This is a genomic window from Streptomyces pseudovenezuelae, assembly GCF_001513955.1.
In the GTDB taxonomy this organism is placed as follows: domain Bacteria; phylum Actinomycetota; class Actinomycetes; order Streptomycetales; family Streptomycetaceae; genus Streptomyces; species Streptomyces pseudovenezuelae.
Map to the genome: position 1 here is coordinate 405,085 of NZ_KQ948151.1, position 18,249 is coordinate 423,333.

Genomic DNA, 18,249 nt, shown 5'->3' on the forward strand with positions numbered 1-18,249 from the left:
GCATCGTCCACGCAACCGTGGTGTCCGGTCGCTCAACGGTGTTCCGGGTTCGGTGCGTCGTGGCGGCACCCCGCGTCCCACTCGGAGCGCTGGTTGCCGTGCGCCGGGATGCCCTTGGCGCGCTTGAGCATGGCGGCCAGGTGCATCAGGTTCCACGTCATGAAGGCGGTGTTGCGGTTGGTGAAGTCGTTCTCCGGGCCGCCCGAGCCAGGGTCCAGGTATGAGGGTCCGGGGCCGGCCGGTCCGATCCAACCGGCGTCGGCCTGCGGCGGAATGGTGTAGCCCAGGTGCTGGAGGCTGTAGAGGATGTTCATCGCACAGTGCTTCACGCCGTCCTCGTTGCCGGTGATCAGACAGCCGCCGACACGGCCGTAATAGGCGTACTGGCCCTGTGAGTTGAGGAGGCTGGAGCAGGCGTAGAGCCGCTCGATGACCTTCTTCGTCACCGAGCTGTTGTCGCCGAGCCAGATCGGGCCGGCGATGACCAGGATGTCCGCGGCCATCACCCGCTCGTACAGTGTCGGCCACTCGTCTGTCGCGAAGCCGTGCTCGGTCATGTCCGGGTACACACCAGGAGCGAGGTCATGGTCGACGGCACGGACCTCGGACGTCGTGACCCCGCGCGACATCATGATCTCCGCGCTTTTGTCGATCAGCCCCTGGGTGTGGCTCCGCTGGGGCGACGGCTTGAGGGTGCAGTTGATGAACAGGGCCGTGAGGTCGTCGAATCGGTAGGCGTCGTCGGTGGAGGGCGTCGAGGTCATGGGCAGCGTTCCTTCGTGCGGGACCACCGGTCGGCTCCCCGGCCGGATCTGAGCCGAGGCTCACCAGCAGCCTCTCTCCCGGACGGCGTTTTGTCCCGCCGCGACGCACCGACGTAAGGAACCCGTCACCGTCCCGGCGGCACGTGCCGACAGGCGGATCGCGAGAACCCGGCGGTTGCATCGGAGTGATCGGGCGGTATCCGTCGGCGGCTCCGCACCAGGCCTTCGACCTGGCGACAAGGATTCCGGCGGCTCCGTGGAAACCGAGGGCCATTACGAGCCTCAGGACATGCTGCCCCGGCACACCGTCCCCGGGGCTGGAGTGCGGCCCGTGCGGAGGTACTGGTCGACCGTCTCCGAGACGCAGCGGTTCTGCGGGTAGGTGCCGTGGCCCTCCTCCTCGGCCGTCAGGAGCACGCCGACACGGTCGCCCAGGGCGCGGGCCATGTGGCGGGCGCCGGGGTAGGGAGTCGTCGGGTCACCGGTGCCGCCGACCACCAGGACAGGGGCCGCGCCCTCGGCGTTCACCTGGAGCGTGGGGCGCTCGCCGTCGAACGGCCAGTCGTAACACAGGTAGACGCCGGTGGACCAGGCCGCGCCGAAGACGGGTGAGGCGGCCTTGACCCGGGCCGCGTCCTTGGCGAGGCGTTCGAAGCCGGGGCGCAGGCTGGAGTCCGCGCAGGTGATCGCGGTCAGGGCGGCGCGGCTGTTGTCGCGCGGGGGCGCCGCGCGGTCGGCGGAGCCGATGTTGTCCGCGCCCTCGCTCAGCGGACGGCCGTCGTTGTGGTCGATCAGCGCGGTGAGAGCCTTGGCGAGCGTCGGCCAGCCGTCTGTGCCAAGGGCGAGATGGTCGCTGACGGCGTACGCGAGGTCGTCGGCGTCGAGGGTCCTACCGCCGCCGGCCGGGGCGGGCTTCTTCTCCAGGCGGCCGGCCAGGCGCGCCATGCGTCGGGCGGCCTCCTCGGGCCCATCGCCGGTCGCACAGTGGCGGATACGAGCCGCGCAGTGCGCAGCGAACCGGTCGAACGCCGCCTGGACCGCCTTGACCTGCGACTCCTGCTCCTCGTCGAGGTCCTCGGTCGGATCGACGGACGCTTCGAGGACGAGCCGTCCGACGTTCGACGGGTGCAGGTGGGCGTAGACCGCGCCGAGCGCCGTTCCGTACGAGACGCCGAAGTAGTGGAGCCGCTCGTCGCCGAGGAGGTAGCGCATCAGGTCGAGGTCGCGCGCGGTGTGCGCGGTGGAGATGTAAGGCAGGACCGCCCCGGAGTGCTCGGCGCAGGCGTCGGCCCCGTCGAAACCGGTGTCGTCCGCGGTCTTCCCGCAGCGGACGGGGATGGTCGCGCCAACGCCGCGTGGGTCGAAGGAGACCAGGTCGTAGCGGTCGAGGAGCGGCCTGTACTGGTTGAGGCGTTGGGGCAGTCCGCTCACGCCGGACACGCCTGGTCCGCCGAAGTTGAGGACGAGCGAGCCGATACGCCGGGCGTTCGGGCCGGTGGCCTTGCGGCGGATCAGGGCGACGTCAATTGTCCTGCCGCGTGGTTTCCGGTAGTCGAGGGGGGCCTTCATGACGGCACAGTCGTAACCCGTGCGCGCGATGGGCGGCGAGGTGCAGCGCGACCAGTGGAGGTGCTGGCCGACGGTGAGCGCGGTGGGCAGACCGGCGGGCGGGTTGTTCGCGGTGAACTCCGTACGCGGTTCCGCACTCGGCCCGTGAGCGTCGTACTGGAGCCAGGCGTAGACGCCCCCGAACACGGCGAGGACGAACACGGCGAGGATACGTGCACCGACCGAGAAGCCCTGCCTACGGCTTCGTATCGGATGTGCGTCACTCATTGAAGTCCCCGCGCTCCCGCCCCCGGACGCCCGCCCCGTGCCCGCATGCCCGAACTCGCGATCGTCCGATTGTCGAATGAATGCAGGGTACAAGCCGCCTCGGACAGCTCGGCTTCGACGTAGTGGAGGCGGATGAGGGCCGTGCAAGGTCCTTGAGCGAAGGGGCTGGGACGACGCCGTCGGCGAGGCGCGCCGGTCTGCACGGCATGGTCCGCCGAGCGCCGACGGCCCGGGGGCGGTGGCCGCCCCCGGGCGTGAGTTACATGTCAGGCCAGGTCAGATCAGGTGAGCCAGGAGTTGGAGGCGCAGGCGGAGGCGGTGACCCACACGTGGGACATGATGTTGTCGTCGACGGGGCCGACGTTGCTGCCATCACGCCTCTGGAAGACGTTGTCCCGCAGGTTGTCCGCGTACTTCTCGCCCGGTGCGAGGCAGGTGTACCCGCTCACGTCGCTCTGGCCGGGATACATGTAGAAGGCCACGACATCCTTGCCGCCGATCGTGCCGCTGTTCATGACGGACGAGGCCTTGTTCTGGTCACCGTTGGTGAACGGGCCGGCGTTGTCCGACCAGTCGGCGTCGTTACCCGTGGTCGCACCGAGCAGCGTGCCCTGGCAGTCGGGGTCGGCCCAGGCACGGACGTACCCGTCCCGGCCCGGCCACTTGGCGTTGCAACCGGCTCCCTGGACCGAGGCCTGAGCGGAGGTGGCCGGGATGGCGAGGCCGAGTGCGGCCAGGCCGATGACCGCGGCGGCTGAAGCGAACTTTCGCATGATTCTCCCTTTTGTATGCCTCGTTCGAGGCGCACTGATCCGCTGTCGGACCAGCGCAGATCTGTGGGGTCAGGCCCGGGGGCCGACGATGCCCGCGGCCCGGACGTATGCCTCGTGCTCGATACGGCGGCTCGTGTCCAGCGCCTGGCCGTAGCGGTCGCGCAAGGCGTTCACGTAGTGCGTCTCGCGTTCCTTGCCGATGGCTCTCAGCGAGGCGGTGCGGGCGCAGGTGGCATCGGCGACGGCGAGCTGCCGCTCGGCTGCGAACGTCTTGTCGGATGTGCTGCGCAAGGCCCGTTCCTTCGCGGCCTGACGTGCGGCTCCCGGGTCCTTGTAGGGGTGGCCGGCCCGTTGCATGCACGTCGACCAGACGTGCAGCGCCGCGACGAACTTCTTGTCGCGCATCACCTGGGGGACGTAGAGCGGCTGCAGATTCGAGGCGATCTTGTTGGCCCGGAACCACACCACCGGGTCCCCGTACAGCCGTTTCTCTGCCTCGGCCACGCATCCGCCCATCTGTCTGCGGATGGTGGCACCGTTCGGGAGCTCCGCCGCGATCTCCGGCGCCTCGATCCCGCCGTCCAGAGCGTCGTCGTACGCCTTGCGCCGCTCTTCCGAAAGGCCTTTGCGGTAGACGAGGTTGGGGTTGGCGAGCCGCGCGCGGTCCTCCTTGGCGTCGATACGGCTGCCGTACCCGTACTTACGGGCCCAGGCCACATCGTCCGCCACATAGCCGAGCGTCCGGCTCTCCTCCAGACTCGGCCGCTCCGCCTCCCAATACGTGAAGCCTTGCCGGTTCAGACACCGTTTGATCAGCCGCTGCTCGGCATCCGCGATCCGCAGCTCCTGCGCGTCGGTGAGCGCTTCGCCGGCCGTGGCGGCCTTGGCCTTTGCGGCCGGTGCGGTGCGGTGGGCCGCATCGGTGTCCGCCGAGCAGCCGGTCAGGACGAGAGAGGCCAGTGCGGCGATCACACCCACCGCGGTGGTCGCTCGTGCTGTGGTGCGTCCACTCGGCACCACCGTCCAGCGTGAGGCGTCGGCGCGCTTCATCGGCATCCTCTCCGGCCTCTCCGGGCGAAGTCGAACTGGCTTGCTCTTACGAACCGTTGACGCCCTGAACGGCACATCCGTATGACCTGGACCGTGGATTTGTTTTCTTGCGCTTTGAGTCATACGAGAACGGCGCGAGCCCCGTCTTTCAGTACCCCCCTCGCCTCCCGCGAATGAATCAAGAAGAGTGAGCTGCTCTGCCTGATCGGTGACTCAGGGACCGGCCAGTCTCACCTACTGATCGCGGCCATTGCTTCGAACGAGTCGATCGGAGGCTGGACGAAGACCTTCACCGACCTCCGGCTCTGAGCGATCTGCAATCGGGGCTACCCCAGAGGGAAAGAGGCCCGATGCCGCCACCGCGTCCCGTCGTGGACCAGCAAGTCGACCGCCGAGATCTGCGCGACGACGGGAAGGCCGGTGAGCAGGTCGGCCTCGGCCTTATCCGCGACAGCCTCGTCCTGGCCCTGGACGACGGTCAGATGCGGGACAACGTCGTCGAACTGCCCGCCGAACGGCGGATTTTCCGGCCACCGCTCTGCGATCGCCTCGGTGAGGCGCTTGAAGTGGGTGTCCGGTTTGGGGGCGAGATAAAGCACTCCGGGGAACCGGCCGCAGTGATCGAACCGTGCTGTGAAGGACGGATGGCGACCGAGCACGTCGCCGATCGCGGCGCAGACCCCCTGGTCGATCCGGCTCGCGTGGAGAAAGGGGAAGAGCACCGTGACATGGGCCGGAACTCCAGCGCGGGCCGAAGGGTCAAGCCGGTCACGCCAAGCTCGTACCAAAGGCTCCGCCTCCGGAACCCTCACGATCAGTCCCGACTGCCCTGCCTGAAACTCACTTGAGTCGCTGTCCGCCACCGCACCTGTCTATCAGCGGGGCCGGATCACCGGCGACCCGATTAGCACCGCCGTGCCAACCAGAGCGAGGCACCACCCAAGCACACAGGTGGTGCCATCTCACACCGGCGAAGCCACCCCTTCGCGCTCGACATCGCGCATCTCCCCCGGAGCCGCTGAGCCCTCCTCCGGGTATCCCGGACCAGCAGGCTGAAGCGCGGAACGCCGAGGCGCCACCTGCCCTGCTCTCGCAAGGGCGCAAAATATCCGGCTGTTCATCGTCGCCTCGTGCCAGAACCTTCGGGCCGGTCCGCTGACCGCCCTCGCCCTCGCCCTCGCCCTCGCCCTCGCCCTCGCCCTCGCCCTCGCCCTCGCCCACCCGATGGTCGACCGGCGTCGATCGGTTCGCCGAAATGCCGCCACGAGTTTGGCAGAAAGCCCTTCCAGGAGCCTCTGGGCTTGCCACTCTCTGTCTGCACAGGCCGGATGTCATGTCCGCGATCGTCACGTCGTCATGGAGACCCGCATGCCTCGAACCACCAGCAGAACCTTCCGGCTTGTCAGAGCCGCCACCGTCGCAGGTAGCGGTGCCGCTCTCGCCGTCACCCTGACGGGCAGCGCCTCCGCGGGCGTGCTGCAGAACCTGCCCGAGAACGCCACCGCGTTCCAGAAGAACTTCGAGCCCGTGTACGACTACGACACGGACTCCTGCTACCCGGCTGCCGCCATCGACGCGAACGGGACCCTCAACGGCGGCCTGAAGCCCACCGGTTCCGTCACCGGCCAGTGCCGCGGTGACCACCTCAACCACGCCAACACCTACTCGCGAGCCAAGTGCAACAACGGCTGGTGCGGCATCATCTACGCCAGCTACTTCGAGAAGGACGAGGCCTCACCGGGCATCGGCCACCGCCACGACTGGGAGTGCATGGTCGTGTGGGTACGGCAAGGGGCGGGCACTCCCTCGTATCTGTCCGCCTCCCGGCACGGCGGCTTCAGCACTCACCCGACAGCCGATGTCCCGATGAGCGGCCAGCGGGTCATGGCCGTCTACCACAAGGACGGCGCCAGCACCCACGCCTTCCGCTTCGCCAAGTGGGGCGAGACGGCGGAGAACGACACCGGCGCCTGGCACCAGGAGAACCTCCTCACCTGGGACAACCTCGCCCCCAACCTCCGCGCCGTCCTGAACGGCTCCGACTGGGGCGACGCCAATCTCCCGCTCCAGGACTCCAAGTTCAACGACACGCTCAACAAGGCCAAGCCGGGCGACATCCCCTTCGACCCGTACGCCTGACGCGCAGACCGGCGCTGCGCCGAGACCGTAGACAAGGAAGGCCGCCGCCCCGCATCCCGGGGCGGCGGCCGTGCTCGAGCACCGGATCGGGACCGACGCCTGGCGCCACGCCACCCCGCCTCGCCCCCGTCGGCACCGGGCGCCGAGCCTTGGCACACGTTTTACGCAGCAAGGGCAACTGCGACCCACTCTCCCTCTGTCTGACAAGGAGACGGGTCCGTCAGGGCCGAAGACCGAGTAGACCGGGGCAGTTCGTGGGACGGCGCAAGACCAGCATATGGATCGCATTCGTCACGGGTGTGACACTGATGGCCACGAGCGCCTGCGGCGGCGGCAGCGACAAGGCGAGCGGGGACGACGCGAAGGCGTCGGCACAGCCTTCCGTGAGCGGCTCTCCGTCACCGACGAAACCCGCAGGTCCGCCGATGCTGCTGGAGACGATCACTCCGCAGACCGGAACCACCGTGGGTGTGGCCATGCCCATCTCGGTGATCTTCACGAACCCCGTGGCGGCCAAGGCGCGGGCCACAGTGGAGAAGCACATGAAGGTGAGTGCCTCGCAGCCGGTGGCCGGCGCCTGGCACTGGATGGGCGACAAGCGCGCCGACTGGCGCCCGAAGGCGTACTGGCCCTCCGGTACGACCGTGAAGATCGACGCCGACATGACGGGCGTCAGCAACGGCAACGGCCGCTACGGCGTGCACAGTTACACCCACACCTTCAAGATCGGTGACGACGTACGTGCGGACGTCTCGGTGACCGGCCACACCATGAAGGTGACGCGGAACGGCGCTCCGGTGCGCACCCTGTCGATCAACGCGGGCAGTGCCCAGTACCCGACATGGGACGGCACGATGGCCGTCATCGACAAGCAGGAGAAGGTCCACATGACCTCCTGCAGCGTCGGGATCAGCTGCGACAAGGGCAGTCCCAACTACTACGACCTGACGTTGCCCTGGGACATCCACCTCACCCAGTCCGGCACCTACGTGCACTACTCGACCGGCGACCCGAACCCGGGCAGCGGCAGCGCCCGCGGCTCGCACGGCTGCGTCCACCTCTCCCTGTCGGACGCCAAGTGGTTCTACGGCCAGGTAAAGCAGGGCGACCCCATCACCATCACCGGCTCACCCCGCGGCAAGGCCCCGGCCGACAACGGCTACGCCGACTTCAACCTGGGATGGGACCAGTGGCTCGCGGGCAGCGCCTCCGGCGAGGCGACCACCGCCACCCTCTGACGTGTGTCGGTGCCTGGTGTGCGAGCGGTCCACGGTCGTGGACACGACCTGGTGACCGCTCGCCTGCACCGACCGCGGCGTGGCACAGCCGAAGGCCGAATGCCGAGGTGGTCTGCGAGCGCGGGAACCGGCGAAGATGCCGCAGGAGCAGCGGCAGGGCACGAAAGAAGGCACCAACCGACATCCCGCTGCTTTTACGGGCAGGGCACCGATACTGACGGCATCGTCGGCTGGCCGGCTCAGCCGTTCAGGATGCCGCCGACCTTGGTGACGGGGATCGAGTCCGCAGCCCGGGGAACCGTCACGCGGACCGGCTCACCGATGTCCGACAGGGCCATGGTCAGCGTCACCCGCGCACCGGACATGTTGAGGCTCATACGGGTCTGCACCAGGCGCCCCCGGCCGTCGACCCACGCGTCCGCGAAAACCGGAAGGTCGCCGCCCAGAGCCTCGCGGGCCTGGTTCGTCTTCGTGCGGACGTCCGGAGTCATCCGCAGAGTGACGGTCCGGTGGTCGAGGATGCCGCGGTAGCGCACTGTGCGCACCCCCTTGACGTTCTCCTCGCCCTGTCGGGAGACCTTCCGCATTGCGGCGATCTGCTGCAGGACGTGCTCGGGATCGTTGAGCGGGGCCCGCAGCAGGTAGTGAGCCTGCGCCTTGTCCCGGGGGACAACCCCCCAGTTGCCCTCACCGATCTCCTGGCCGCCGCTGATGTAGATCTTGCCGTCCGCGAAGACCTGATCGGTGTGGTCGATGGCCCCCTCGGGGAAGTCGACCGCGAGGTGGCCCCTGTCCGCGGCGAAGTCGAAGCCGCCGGTGACGGTGAGGCCGTACACCTGACCCTCACCCTCCAGTTCGATCTCCTGACGGAACACGGCACTGTCCTCACGGAGCGCCGCGACGGCTCCTCGCACGGCGGACCGGGCGTCGGACGACGATGCGGAGGAAGACGGTGACGTGGCCGCGGACTTGTCACCGCTTCCGGCGTCGGCCGTGGAGCAGCCGGCACACAGCAGCGCGGCGACAGCGGTGAGCACGAGAGAACGGCGCATGGGATTCTCCGAAGGTCGTGGCGAGCACTCGGCCTTTTCCGAACCGCCTCGCGCGGAGATCCTATGAAAATACGTACAGCCGTGCGAACTTGCTGTCCAACGCGACGGCTCGCAGAGGGTGCGGCAACTCATGGCACCCCAGATGCCGAGGCAGGGACGGCATGTCCCCACGCCGACACACTGACGAACGGAAAGCAGCGAAGCCAAGGCTGCCCGCGACCGGGCGCCGAGGCAGCACCTCGCCGGCGCAAACCATTCAGGCGAGTCAGTCGACTCCCCGACCGCAGTCGCCCCCCAGGGTCGGCCTGACGATCGGGGCCGGCCTCCGACCTGGCCGGAGCCGGCTGCCACGACACAGGGTCGCCGTGGTCTCCCCCGACGCCCCGCCGTCGGCGGTCACTGGAACAGATGGTCAAGGTAGTAGTCGATGGCCGCGGCGGCCTGTTCGGGGGAACGCAGGCCCAGGACGACGGGTGGACCCTGTGAGTCGGCGAGGCCGAAGAGCAGTTCCGCTTCCATGCCGGGATCGCGGTCCGGCGCGATGTCGCCGGCTTCCTGGGCCATACGGACGAGGTCGGCGAGGAGTTGGTAGAGGCGGGGCAACCCGTCGACGTACAGGGCTCGCAGTTTGGGGTTGGCGAGCATGCGGATGAGGTAGGCGACGCCGACGAGCCACTCGCGGCGGCGCCGGTCGTCCCCGGGGATCGTCTCCAGCAGCACCCAGCGCAGCGCCTCCCGGGGGGTGGGCTCGCCCTCGGGCCATGTCTGCTCGTTCCATCGCTGCTGGACCAGCCAGTCCTGGTACTCGATCGCGTAGGCGAGCAGTTCGTCCTTGTTGGCGAAGTAGTGCTGGATGCGTCCGGCCGAGACGCCCGCCTGTGCCGCCACGGCCCGCACGGAGATCGCTTCCAGACCCTGGCTGGCGACGATGTCCAGCAGCGCCTCGGCGATCTGGTCCCGGCGGGCCTTGTGGTCTACCTGTCTCGGCACGTGGACGGGCACCTCCCTACCTCGTGATTGCCTTCCTGGGCGGGTCAGCCTAATGTCGTTTTACCAATACGAACGTATTGGAAAAAGTGATGGGCCGCCGCGCACCGCGGCGGCAAGGACGAGGGGACCGGTTCATGCCGAAGCGACGCTCCACCGCCGGCGCCGCACTTGGCGCGGCCCTCCTCCTGACGGTGATGGGCACAGCGGATGCGGTGCAGACCTCGCCGACGACGGCCGCGCAGCATCCGCACCGGCAGCATGCCCAAGGTCAGCACTCCGAGGCCCGGCCGGACACCGCTCGCACTCGCCAGGGCCTCCTGGAGGGGTTAACCGCCGGCGGCGTCACCATCTATCAAGGCATTCCCTACGCGGCGCCTCCGGTCGGCCCGCTGCGCTGGCAACCCCCGGCCGCGCCGCCCACTTGGACCAGCACGCGGACGGCGGCCGAGCCCGGACCGGCCTGCGCGCAGCCCGAGGTGGCGGACTCCGCGGAGGACTGCCTGTACCTCAACGTCACCACGCCCGCTGATGGAGCGGACCGCAAGGCCCCGCGGCCGGTTGTGGTCTGGTTGCACGGCGGGGCCTTCAGCTCGGGCTCCGGCGATCAGTACGACGCCACCCGGATGGCCCGACAGGGCGACGTCACGGTCGTGACGGTCAACTCACGCCTGGGTGCCCTGGGTTTCTTCGCCCATCCGGACCTGCCCGACTCCGGGGCCTTCGGCCTGCAGGACCAGCAGGCGGCGCTGCGCTGGGTACGGGACAACGCTGCCGCGTTCGGCGGTGATCCCGGCAATGTCACGCTTATGGGCGAGTCCTCCGGAGGCGCGAGCGTGTGCGCCCAGCTCGCCTCGCCCAAGGCCGCCGGACTCTTCCACCGCGCGGTCATCCAAAGCGGCTCCTGCCTGCAGAACTGGCCCAAGAACACGCTCGCACCCGGCGACCCGGCCGCCACCTACTTCGCCCCGCAGGGCGAGCTGGCCGCCAAGGGCCGCGGCGCTCTGGGCTGCCGCAGCCTGAAGTGCCTGCGCGCCAAGCCCGTCAAGGACGTGCTGTCCCTCAACGGGCGCTTCCACCAGCCCGCCTACGGGACGAGCGTGCTGCCCCAATCGCCGGCCCGCGCGCTCGCCGCCGGCCACGTCCACCGCGTGCCCGTCCTGCAGGGCAACACCCGTGACGAACACCGCCTGTTCACCGCCTTGTTCACGCTGGACGGCCCGATGACGGCAGCGGACTACCGCCGCCTGCTCACCGAGACCTACGGCCGACGGCAAGCGGCCCGCATCGCCCGCGTGTACCCGCCCGGCGCCATGCCCGCACTGGCCTGGGCCGAGGTCGGCACCGACCGCAGCTGGGTTTGCCCCACGCTGGCCGCCGACCGGTTGCTGGCCAGGCACGTTCCGGTCTACAGCTACGAGTTCGCCGACCGCCACCCACCCGCGCCCGACCTCCACCCCGACTTCCCGCTGGGCGCCTACCACAGCGCGGAGCTGCCCTACCTCTTCGGCATGGGCGACCTCCAGCTCAATGGCGGGCAGTCCGCCCTGTCCCGACGCATGATCGCCGCGTGGACGACGTTCGCCAGAACCGGCACACCCGGCGACAACTGGCCGTCCTTCCCGTACACCCAGCAGCTGGCCCGCAACGCACTCTCCGGCGTGGACGCGGCGGCCGAACACCACTGCGCCTTCTGGTCGCGCACCCCCTGACGCCCGTGATCCGCACACCTCCCACGGACCGTACGAACGAACCCCTCCGGAGGATCTCCATGCACGACACCGGCACACCGCTCGCCGAGGCCGACTATATCGGCGCCACCGCCCACGAGTTGAGCGAGAAGCGAGCAGCGGCGAAGATCGCCGCAGGCATCGACCAGAAGACTCTCTTCCAGCGCCGCGGCCGAATCATCCTGCGCCCCGGCCTCCTCGTCCTCACCGGCTGGTCCGACAACGGCGATCTCGCCCTCACCCGCGCGGACATCACCGCGGCAGAAACCCGCTTCACTCCCCTCTACGGCCGCTTCCTCGGCGGTCTGCTGAACGCCGGACAGCCCCTCATCCTCACCACCACCAAGACCTCGGCCGACGAGGTGTACCTGCTCGTCAACCACCGCGGATTCCTGGAGACCACGGACGATCGGGCCTGGGAGAAGCGCATCGAGCGATGGCGCCGCGGCTGAAGCGTCGGAGGGCCGATTTCATGGCGCCATTTCCTGCCCGTCGCAACATCGCGGATCATCATTGATAAGTTGGCATGGCCTCCAGGGTGCATCACTTGCAGACGTGTGGGGATCGCAATCGAAAGGGGCCAGGCGACTATGCAGGCGTCCGAGGCCTCGCGTGCGGTGGCCGCGGCGATGTCGATCGCCTCGTCACTTGGCCTGACCGCCGATGACGCGATCGTTCTTCACGACTCGAACAAGCTCACTCTGCGCCTCTTGCCGTGTGACGTCCTGGCACGGGTGGCACCGGTGGCCGATCAGGTCGCAGAGTTCGAAGTCGAGCTTGCCCAACGGCTCGCCGAATCCGGATGCCCGGTGGCCGCTCTTGAGCCTCGCGTGGAGCCACGCGTCCATGAGCGTGACGGCTTCGTGGTCACACTGTGGACCTACTACGCACCGGTGACGCCAGGAGAGATCTCGCCGGGCGACTACGCCAATGCCCTCGCGCGGCTGCATGTCGGCATGCGCGAACTCGATGCCCCGACGCCGCACTTCACTGATCGAGTCGAGCAGGCCCAACGACTCGTGGCGAACCGCGACCGGTCTCCGGCGCTCTCCGAAGCGGACCGGGAACTGCTCGCCGACACGTTGCGAAGCCTGAGACGAGCGATCGTCGAGCGCGGCGGCGCCGAGCAGCTGCTGCACGGCGAGCCGCATCCTGGCAACCTGCTCACCACGAAGAACGGGCTGCTCTTCATAGACCTTGAGACGTGTTGCCGTGGGCCCGTCGAATTTGACCTCGCACATGCGCCTGAAGAAGTGGGCGAGCAATATCCGGGTGTCGACCAGGACTTGCTGCGCGAGTGCCGGATCCTCGTGCTGGCGATGATCACAACGTGGCGTTGGGAGCGAGGCGACCAACTCCCCAACGGGCGCCGACTGGCCGCGGAGTGGCTCAACCAGATCCGCGCGGCACTCGGTCCCGATGGCTCGGACGCCCGTGGCTGATCGCGGAACGCCGCGGTCGTAGGCGGTAGGCAGTAGGCGCAACAGCCTCGCCAGCGACACCAGTCCTGGTCTGGGTCGAAGCCGGGGGCTGAACGCCGAACTCAGCGTCCAGAGAGGCTGAGTCGGGTGCCTGTTGTCCGACACCCGCCGGGATGCCCTGCAGGGTCGTGCGGACTGCGGCTTTGCCCGCGTCCACGAGCATGTCCTCGACGATGACCTGGATGTCAATCCTTCCAGTCCAGCTGCGGTTCGGGGATCCCGACGGAACGAGCGTAGTCCTGCGCCCTCCGGCGCCCTTCCACTTGCCCCCGCGGACAGCGGAAGACCTTGTCGGCGAAGACCACGAACGCCTCTGCCATGGTGTTGTAGTTGACATACCAGCCCCCCGTCGGGGCCAGGCATGCAGACAACTGCTCAGCGAGACGCTCGGCGTCGCCTTCCTCGGCGGCGAAGTCCAGAAGGGTCCACTGCTGCGGCTGTTCGGCCGCCGCGCTGTCCACCTCCAACCTCACGATCTTGGTGACCTGCAGCGGGACGTCGACCAGCTCGGCTCCGACGCGGAGACTCTCCGCGATCAGCACACCTTCAAGCACCAATTCCTCCTCGATCTCGACGCGTCGAGGCACCCCGAAGTGCTCGTCCATCCCCCCGGACCACTGGATCGCCTCGACCCTGCGCTACGCGCCCTTCGCGATCACTGCCCTCGTCCGCGGTCAGATTCCGAGACCGCCCGCGACGCGTGTCTCCTGGCTGGTGAACTCACCTGTCAGCAGCGGCATGACCTTGCCGATGGCAGCCTTCGCCTCGGGCAGCTGGAGCGATGCGTCGTGATGTTCTTTGCTGACCCACACCTCGCTCACCCACACGGTGTCTTCGTCGGTGGCCGATTCGGTCACGACATAGAGGTCACATCCCGCCTTGCGCAGTCCGTCAGCGCCGGCGACCAGTACGGCGACCACCTCCGCGCGGTGACCGGGTTTGACCTTCATCGAACCGATGTAGCCGTACCGCATGGCACTCCTCCTGGTCACTGACGAGACGCGCACGCGAGCCTATCGGATCCATGTTCGAACGCGGGGCGCTCTCGCCGAGCGGCTCACCCGCTACGCGCCCTGGTCGCGCTTGGGCCAGACGGGGCCCTGCTCGGTCCAGGTGACACCCTTGTTGCGGCACAGGCAGAAGGGGTGACCGATGGGGTCGGTGTAGACGCGGAAGCCGTAGCCCTCGGGGCCGGTGCAGTCCCGTTGCAGGGTCGCGCCGAGGGCCAGGACGCGGTGCTCCTCGGCCTCGATGTCGTCGACTTCGAAGTCGAGGTGGAACTGCTTGGGATGCTCGCTGTCCGGCCACTGCGGGGCGCGGTAGTCCTCTACCTGGATGAAGGCCAGCTCGATCTCGCCGAACCGGATACCGGCCCAGTTCTCGTCACTGCCCTCCTTGACCGGGAGCCCCGTCACTTCGGAGTAGAAGGCTGCCAGCTTCATCGTGTCCGGGCAGTCGATGATGAAGTCGGTTAGTCGTAGCATCCCGCGATCTTGCCACAAGATCAATGAGTCGGACTTGAGGCAGGACGGACCTGACTGGTCGCCAGTCGTGAGCGTGCCTTGAGCACCGCTGCTCGCCGAAACGTCCGGTACAGGCGAGACGTGATTCGGCGCAACGTGGCGGCCACGTCACCGTGGCCGCCAGTCGCAGGGCTCGTCAGGTGCGGGTCCAGCGCTGGTTGCTGCCGTTCGAGCAGGAGTAGAGCTGGACCAGAGTGCCGTTGGCGGTGCCGGCCGAGGCGGCGTCGAGGCAGAGGCCGGACTGGACGCCGACGATGGATCCGTCGGAGTTGAGGCGCCACTTCTGGTTGTCGCCGCCCCAGCAGCTGTAGATCTGGACTTTGGTGCCGTTGGCGGTGCCGGCCGCGTCCAGGCACTTGTTGCCGTAGACCCTGAGTTCACCGGCGGCGGTGTAGGTCCACTGCTGGTTGGTGCCGTTGTGGCAGTCCCACAGCTGGAGCTGAGTCCCGTCGGTGGTGCTGCTGTTGGGGACGTCCAGGCAGCGACCCGAACCGACGCCCTTGATCGTCCCGCCGTCCGAAGGAGGCGTGGAGGTGCCGCCGTTGAGGGCGTTGAGGACGGCGGTGTAGGCCGCCTTCTTGCTGCCGTCGCCGCTGAAGAGCAGCGGCGTCTGGTCCGCTCGCCAGGAGTCGGTGTCGCGCACACCCCAGACGGTGATGCCGAGGCAGCGCGGGACGGCCAGGCAGTCGTTGGTCACGTTGGCGTAGGTCGTGGCCGAGGCCCCCTGGATGTCGAGTTCGGTGATGGCCACGTCGACGCCGAGGGCGGCGAAGTTCTGCAGCGTGGTGCGGAAGTTGCTGTTGTAGGGGCTCCCGCTGTTGAAGTGCGACTGGAAGCCGACGCAGTCGATCGGCACGCCGCGCTGCTTGAAGTCACGGACCATGGCGTACATGGCCTGGGTCTTGGCCCAGGTCCAGTCCTCGACGTTGTAGTCGTTGTAGCAGAGCTTGGCGGCGGGGTCCGCGGCGCGTGCGGTGCGGAAGGCGACCTCGATCCAGTCGTTGCCGGTGCGCTGCAGGTTGGAATCGCGACGGGCTCCCGAACTGCCGTCGGCGAAGGCCTCGTTCACCACGTCCCATTGGGCGATCTTGCCCTTGTAGTGGCTCATCACGCCGTTGATGTGGTCGATCATCGCCTGGCGCAGGGTGCTGCCGCTGAGGCTCTGCATCCAGCCGGGCTGCTGCGAGTGCCAGGCCAGGGTGTGTCCGCGGACCTTCTTGCCGTTCTGCACGGCCCAGTTGTAGACGCGGTCACCGGCGGTGAAGTTGAACTGGCCCCGCTGCGGCTCGGTGGCGTCGATCTTCATCTCGTTCTCGGGCGTCACCATGTTGAACTCACGGGCCGCGATCGTCGTGTAGGCCGAGTCCCCCAGCCTGCCTGAGGCGATGGCGGTGCCGAAGTAGCGACCGCTCTGCGCAGCCGCAGCGCCGAGCGTGCTCTCGGCGCCTTGTGCGGTCGGCGGCGTGGCCACTGCGAGGACCATGCCGAGGGCGCCTGTCAGCAGCACCATCAGCACACTATGGATCTTCCGGCGTTCAACGGCTCTGGGAAGGGCATTCACGCCCATGGCTGTGCCTCCTACATAGACATCACGGAATGACTGGAGCGCGGGGAGAAACCTCGGCCGCTTCCCTCGGCGGACGGACGGAAGCTCGGGCAGGCCCGGCACCCGGGCAGCACCGAACCGCCGGAGGCCGCGGACGTGCCGCCGGGACTGTCCCGACCCGCGCGTACGACACCCGGCCGTCCACCGGGTGCCGTACGGCGGGTGACAGCCTTCCTTCGACAGAGGCAGGGCAGGTGCTGCGCCGCGGTTCAGACAGGGCCGTCACGCGGCGCCGCACACCTCTCCAACTGCACGAAGGGCCAGCTGCCCTGGTGCGGACATCAGGGGGATCGAAAAGGGTGGCGCAGGTGCTGTGGTGCGTGGAAAAGCCGGACAGCGGGGATGCCGCACGGCCGGCGCGGTTCGATCCATCGAACGTTTGCCGACCCTCGGGAGGGATGATTGAGGCGTTGACGGTGGATCGTCAATAGATTCAGCAAAGAAAGTTTCCCTGCACTCTTCGAAACATTCGTAGAGTTGTCAGGCTGAGCAATGCGCCCCCCGTGCCGCCGCACATGGACACCGTGAGGCCCTGATGGCGACCTGAGCATGTGCGCGAACGCCGCCACCTCACCGTCCCGGGCCTGCTCAAGGCCCTCGGAGGAGCGTGCCGCACCCCCAGTCCGAAGAGTGCCACCCACCGGTGCGGGGGCTCGCCACATCCCAAGCGCGAGCAACTGATTGCAGACAGAACAGTGACAGGCCTTGACCAAGAGGCCGCTGATTTCTACGTTGTGGCGTCGAAGCTTCCATGAAGTTCTCGAATGTTTCGAACGATTCGAGGGTGTCCGCCTGCCCCACAGGGCGGCCCCGCAGTTCACCGACGTCACCTCGCCCCCAGGAGGCCCGCAGATGCGGTTACGCCACCCCTCACCAGTGCCGCTCAGTCGCTTGCTCGGCGTCCTTTCGCCGCTGCTGCTGGTGGCCACGCTGCTCGGCGCTCAATCCGCCGGCGCGGCGAGCGCCGACCCGAACGCCTCGTATCCGCCGGCCGCCCGCAACAGTGGCAGCACGCTGGAGGTCGATCAGAACCTGCAGCAGCGGCAGTTCACCAAGACCGGCGCCGACACCGCGCTCGCGTGCGATCTTCCGTCGACGTACCGCTGGTCATCAACGGCGGCGCTGGCACAGCCCAAGCCTGGGTGGGTCTCGCTCAAGGACTTCACCGTCGTCCCCTACAACGGCCGGCAACTCGTGTACGCGACGACCCACGACACGGGGACGAGCTGGGGTTCGATGAACTTCAACCTGTTCACCAACTGGTCGGAGATGGCCTCGGCCGGCCAGAACAAGATGTCAGCCTCCACCGTCGCGCCCACGCTCTTCTACTTCGCCCCGAAGAACATCTGGGTCCTCACCTACCAGTGGGGCGGGACCGCCTTCTCCTACCGGACGTCGAGCGACCCCACCAACCCGAACGGCTGGTCGTCCCAGAAGGTGCTCTTCTCCGGAAGCATCGCCAACTCGGGAACAGGGCCCATCGACCAGACGCTCATCGGGGACGGGACGAACATGTACCTGTTCTTCGCCGGTGACAACGGCAAGATCTACCGGGCCAGCATGCCGATCGGGAACTTCCCGGGCAGCTTCGGCACGAGCTCGACCGTGGTCATGAGCGATACGACGAACAACCTGTTCGAAGCACCGCAGGTCTACAAGCTGCAGGGCCAGAACCGCTACCTCATGATCGTGGAGGCCATCGGTTCACGGGGCCGGTACTTCCGTTCGTTCACGGCCACCAGCCTGAACGGGTCCTGGACCCCGCAGGCCGCGACCGAGAGCAATCCCTTCGCCGGCAAGGCCAACAGCGGCGCCACCTGGACGAACGACATCAGCCACGGCGAACTGCTCCGCACCAGCCCGGACCAGACCATGACCGTCGACCCCTGCAATCTGCAGTTGCTCTACCAGGGTCGCAGCCCCAACTCCGGCGGCGACTACGGCCTCCTGCCCTACCGCCCGGGTCTGCTGACACTGCAGCGTTGACGGCACGGGAGAGCTCCGACTCTCGTGGGGAACCGGCCTGGGCGGGCTCGACGCAATGACGCAATTCCGAACCCGCCCGGGCCG

At 68.1% G+C, this 18,249-nt stretch carries 17 protein-coding genes; 6 read left to right on the top strand and 11 right to left on the bottom strand.

What is annotated here, in order from left to right; translation table 11 throughout:
* Positions 1-32: 32 nt before the first annotated feature.
* The 5 genes from AQI94_RS33540 to AQI94_RS33560 form a co-directional block, all read right to left on the bottom strand.
* Positions 33-764: a flavodoxin family protein gene (locus tag AQI94_RS33540; RefSeq protein ID WP_031055639.1), complete on the bottom strand. Its 732-nt coding sequence runs from the start codon at positions 762-764 to the stop codon at positions 33-35.
* 282 nt (positions 765-1,046) lie between these two features.
* Positions 1,047-2,600, bottom strand: coding sequence for an alpha/beta hydrolase (locus AQI94_RS33545; RefSeq protein ID WP_031055640.1), 1,554 nt, complete (start codon positions 2,598-2,600; stop codon positions 1,047-1,049).
* A gap of 281 nt (positions 2,601-2,881) precedes the next feature.
* Positions 2,882-3,373: a hypothetical protein gene (locus AQI94_RS33550; RefSeq protein WP_031055643.1), complete on the bottom strand. Its 492-nt coding sequence runs from the start codon at positions 3,371-3,373 to the stop codon at positions 2,882-2,884.
* Between the two features lie 69 nt (positions 3,374-3,442).
* Positions 3,443-4,423, bottom strand: a complete 981-nt coding sequence (locus AQI94_RS33555; RefSeq protein WP_031055645.1) for a hypothetical protein — start codon at positions 4,421-4,423, stop codon at positions 3,443-3,445.
* Positions 4,424-4,749: 326 nt separating this feature from the next.
* Complete coding sequence (locus tag AQI94_RS33560; protein WP_031055648.1) at positions 4,750-5,286, bottom strand: 2'-5' RNA ligase family protein; 537 nt, start codon at positions 5,284-5,286, stop codon at positions 4,750-4,752.
* A 505-nt stretch (positions 5,287-5,791) separates the two neighbouring features.
* Here AQI94_RS33560 and AQI94_RS33565 point away from each other — a divergent pair.
* Positions 5,792-6,562, top strand: a complete 771-nt coding sequence (locus tag AQI94_RS33565) for an NPP1 family protein (protein WP_031055650.1) — start codon at positions 5,792-5,794, stop codon at positions 6,560-6,562.
* A 308-nt stretch (positions 6,563-6,870) separates the two neighbouring features.
* Entirely contained in the window at positions 6,871-7,800 is a 930-nt protein-coding gene (locus AQI94_RS33570) for a L,D-transpeptidase (RefSeq protein WP_225890358.1), read from the top strand.
* 239 nt (positions 7,801-8,039) lie between these two features.
* Here AQI94_RS33570 and AQI94_RS33575 read toward each other — a convergent pair whose 3' ends face one another.
* Positions 8,040-8,852 carry a LolA-like protein gene (locus AQI94_RS33575; protein WP_031055656.1) on the bottom strand — a complete coding sequence of 271 codons (813 nt, stop codon included), beginning with the start codon at positions 8,850-8,852 and terminating at the stop codon, positions 8,040-8,042.
* 396 nt (positions 8,853-9,248) lie between these two features.
* Entirely contained in the window at positions 9,249-9,842 is a 594-nt protein-coding gene (locus AQI94_RS33580; RefSeq protein ID WP_031055659.1) for a TetR/AcrR family transcriptional regulator, read from the bottom strand.
* Between the two features lie 134 nt (positions 9,843-9,976).
* Here AQI94_RS33580 and AQI94_RS33585 point away from each other — a divergent pair, with 134 nt between their 5' ends.
* The 3 genes from AQI94_RS33585 (at position 9,977) to AQI94_RS33595 (ending at position 13,011) form a co-directional block, all read left to right on the top strand.
* Entirely contained in the window at positions 9,977-11,551 is a 1,575-nt protein-coding gene (locus AQI94_RS33585; RefSeq protein WP_051832716.1) for a carboxylesterase/lipase family protein, read from the top strand.
* A 59-nt stretch (positions 11,552-11,610) separates the two neighbouring features.
* Positions 11,611-12,021 (top strand): hypothetical protein, encoded by a 411-nt coding sequence (locus AQI94_RS33590; RefSeq protein WP_051832718.1) that lies wholly within the window; start codon positions 11,611-11,613, stop codon positions 12,019-12,021.
* A gap of 138 nt (positions 12,022-12,159) precedes the next feature.
* On the top strand, positions 12,160-13,011 hold the full coding sequence (locus AQI94_RS33595; RefSeq protein ID WP_031055665.1) for a phosphotransferase enzyme family protein: 852 nt from the start codon (positions 12,160-12,162) through the stop codon (positions 13,009-13,011).
* A gap of 224 nt (positions 13,012-13,235) precedes the next feature.
* On the opposite strand, the gene AQI94_RS33600 is transcribed toward AQI94_RS33595, so the two are convergent.
* The 4 genes from AQI94_RS33600 to AQI94_RS33615 all read right to left on the bottom strand — a co-directional run bounded on the left by AQI94_RS33600 (position 13,236) and on the right by AQI94_RS33615 (position 16,140).
* Complete coding sequence (locus tag AQI94_RS33600; RefSeq protein WP_051832720.1) at positions 13,236-13,655, bottom strand: hypothetical protein; 420 nt, start codon at positions 13,653-13,655, stop codon at positions 13,236-13,238.
* 69 nt (positions 13,656-13,724) lie between these two features.
* Positions 13,725-14,024 (bottom strand): putative quinol monooxygenase, encoded by a 300-nt coding sequence (locus AQI94_RS33605; RefSeq protein WP_031055670.1) that lies wholly within the window; start codon positions 14,022-14,024, stop codon positions 13,725-13,727.
* Between the two features lie 90 nt (positions 14,025-14,114).
* Positions 14,115-14,534, bottom strand: a complete 420-nt coding sequence (locus AQI94_RS33610; RefSeq protein WP_031055673.1) for a VOC family protein — start codon at positions 14,532-14,534, stop codon at positions 14,115-14,117.
* Positions 14,535-14,709: 175 nt separating this feature from the next.
* Complete coding sequence (locus AQI94_RS33615) at positions 14,710-16,140, bottom strand: endo-1,4-beta-xylanase (RefSeq protein ID WP_031055676.1); 1,431 nt, start codon at positions 16,138-16,140, stop codon at positions 14,710-14,712.
* Between the two features lie 891 nt (positions 16,141-17,031).
* Here AQI94_RS33615 and AQI94_RS33620 point away from each other — a divergent pair.
* Positions 17,032-18,165, top strand: a complete 1,134-nt coding sequence (locus AQI94_RS33620) for a non-reducing end alpha-L-arabinofuranosidase family hydrolase (protein ID WP_031055679.1) — start codon at positions 17,032-17,034, stop codon at positions 18,163-18,165.
* Positions 18,166-18,249 lie beyond the last annotated feature (84 nt).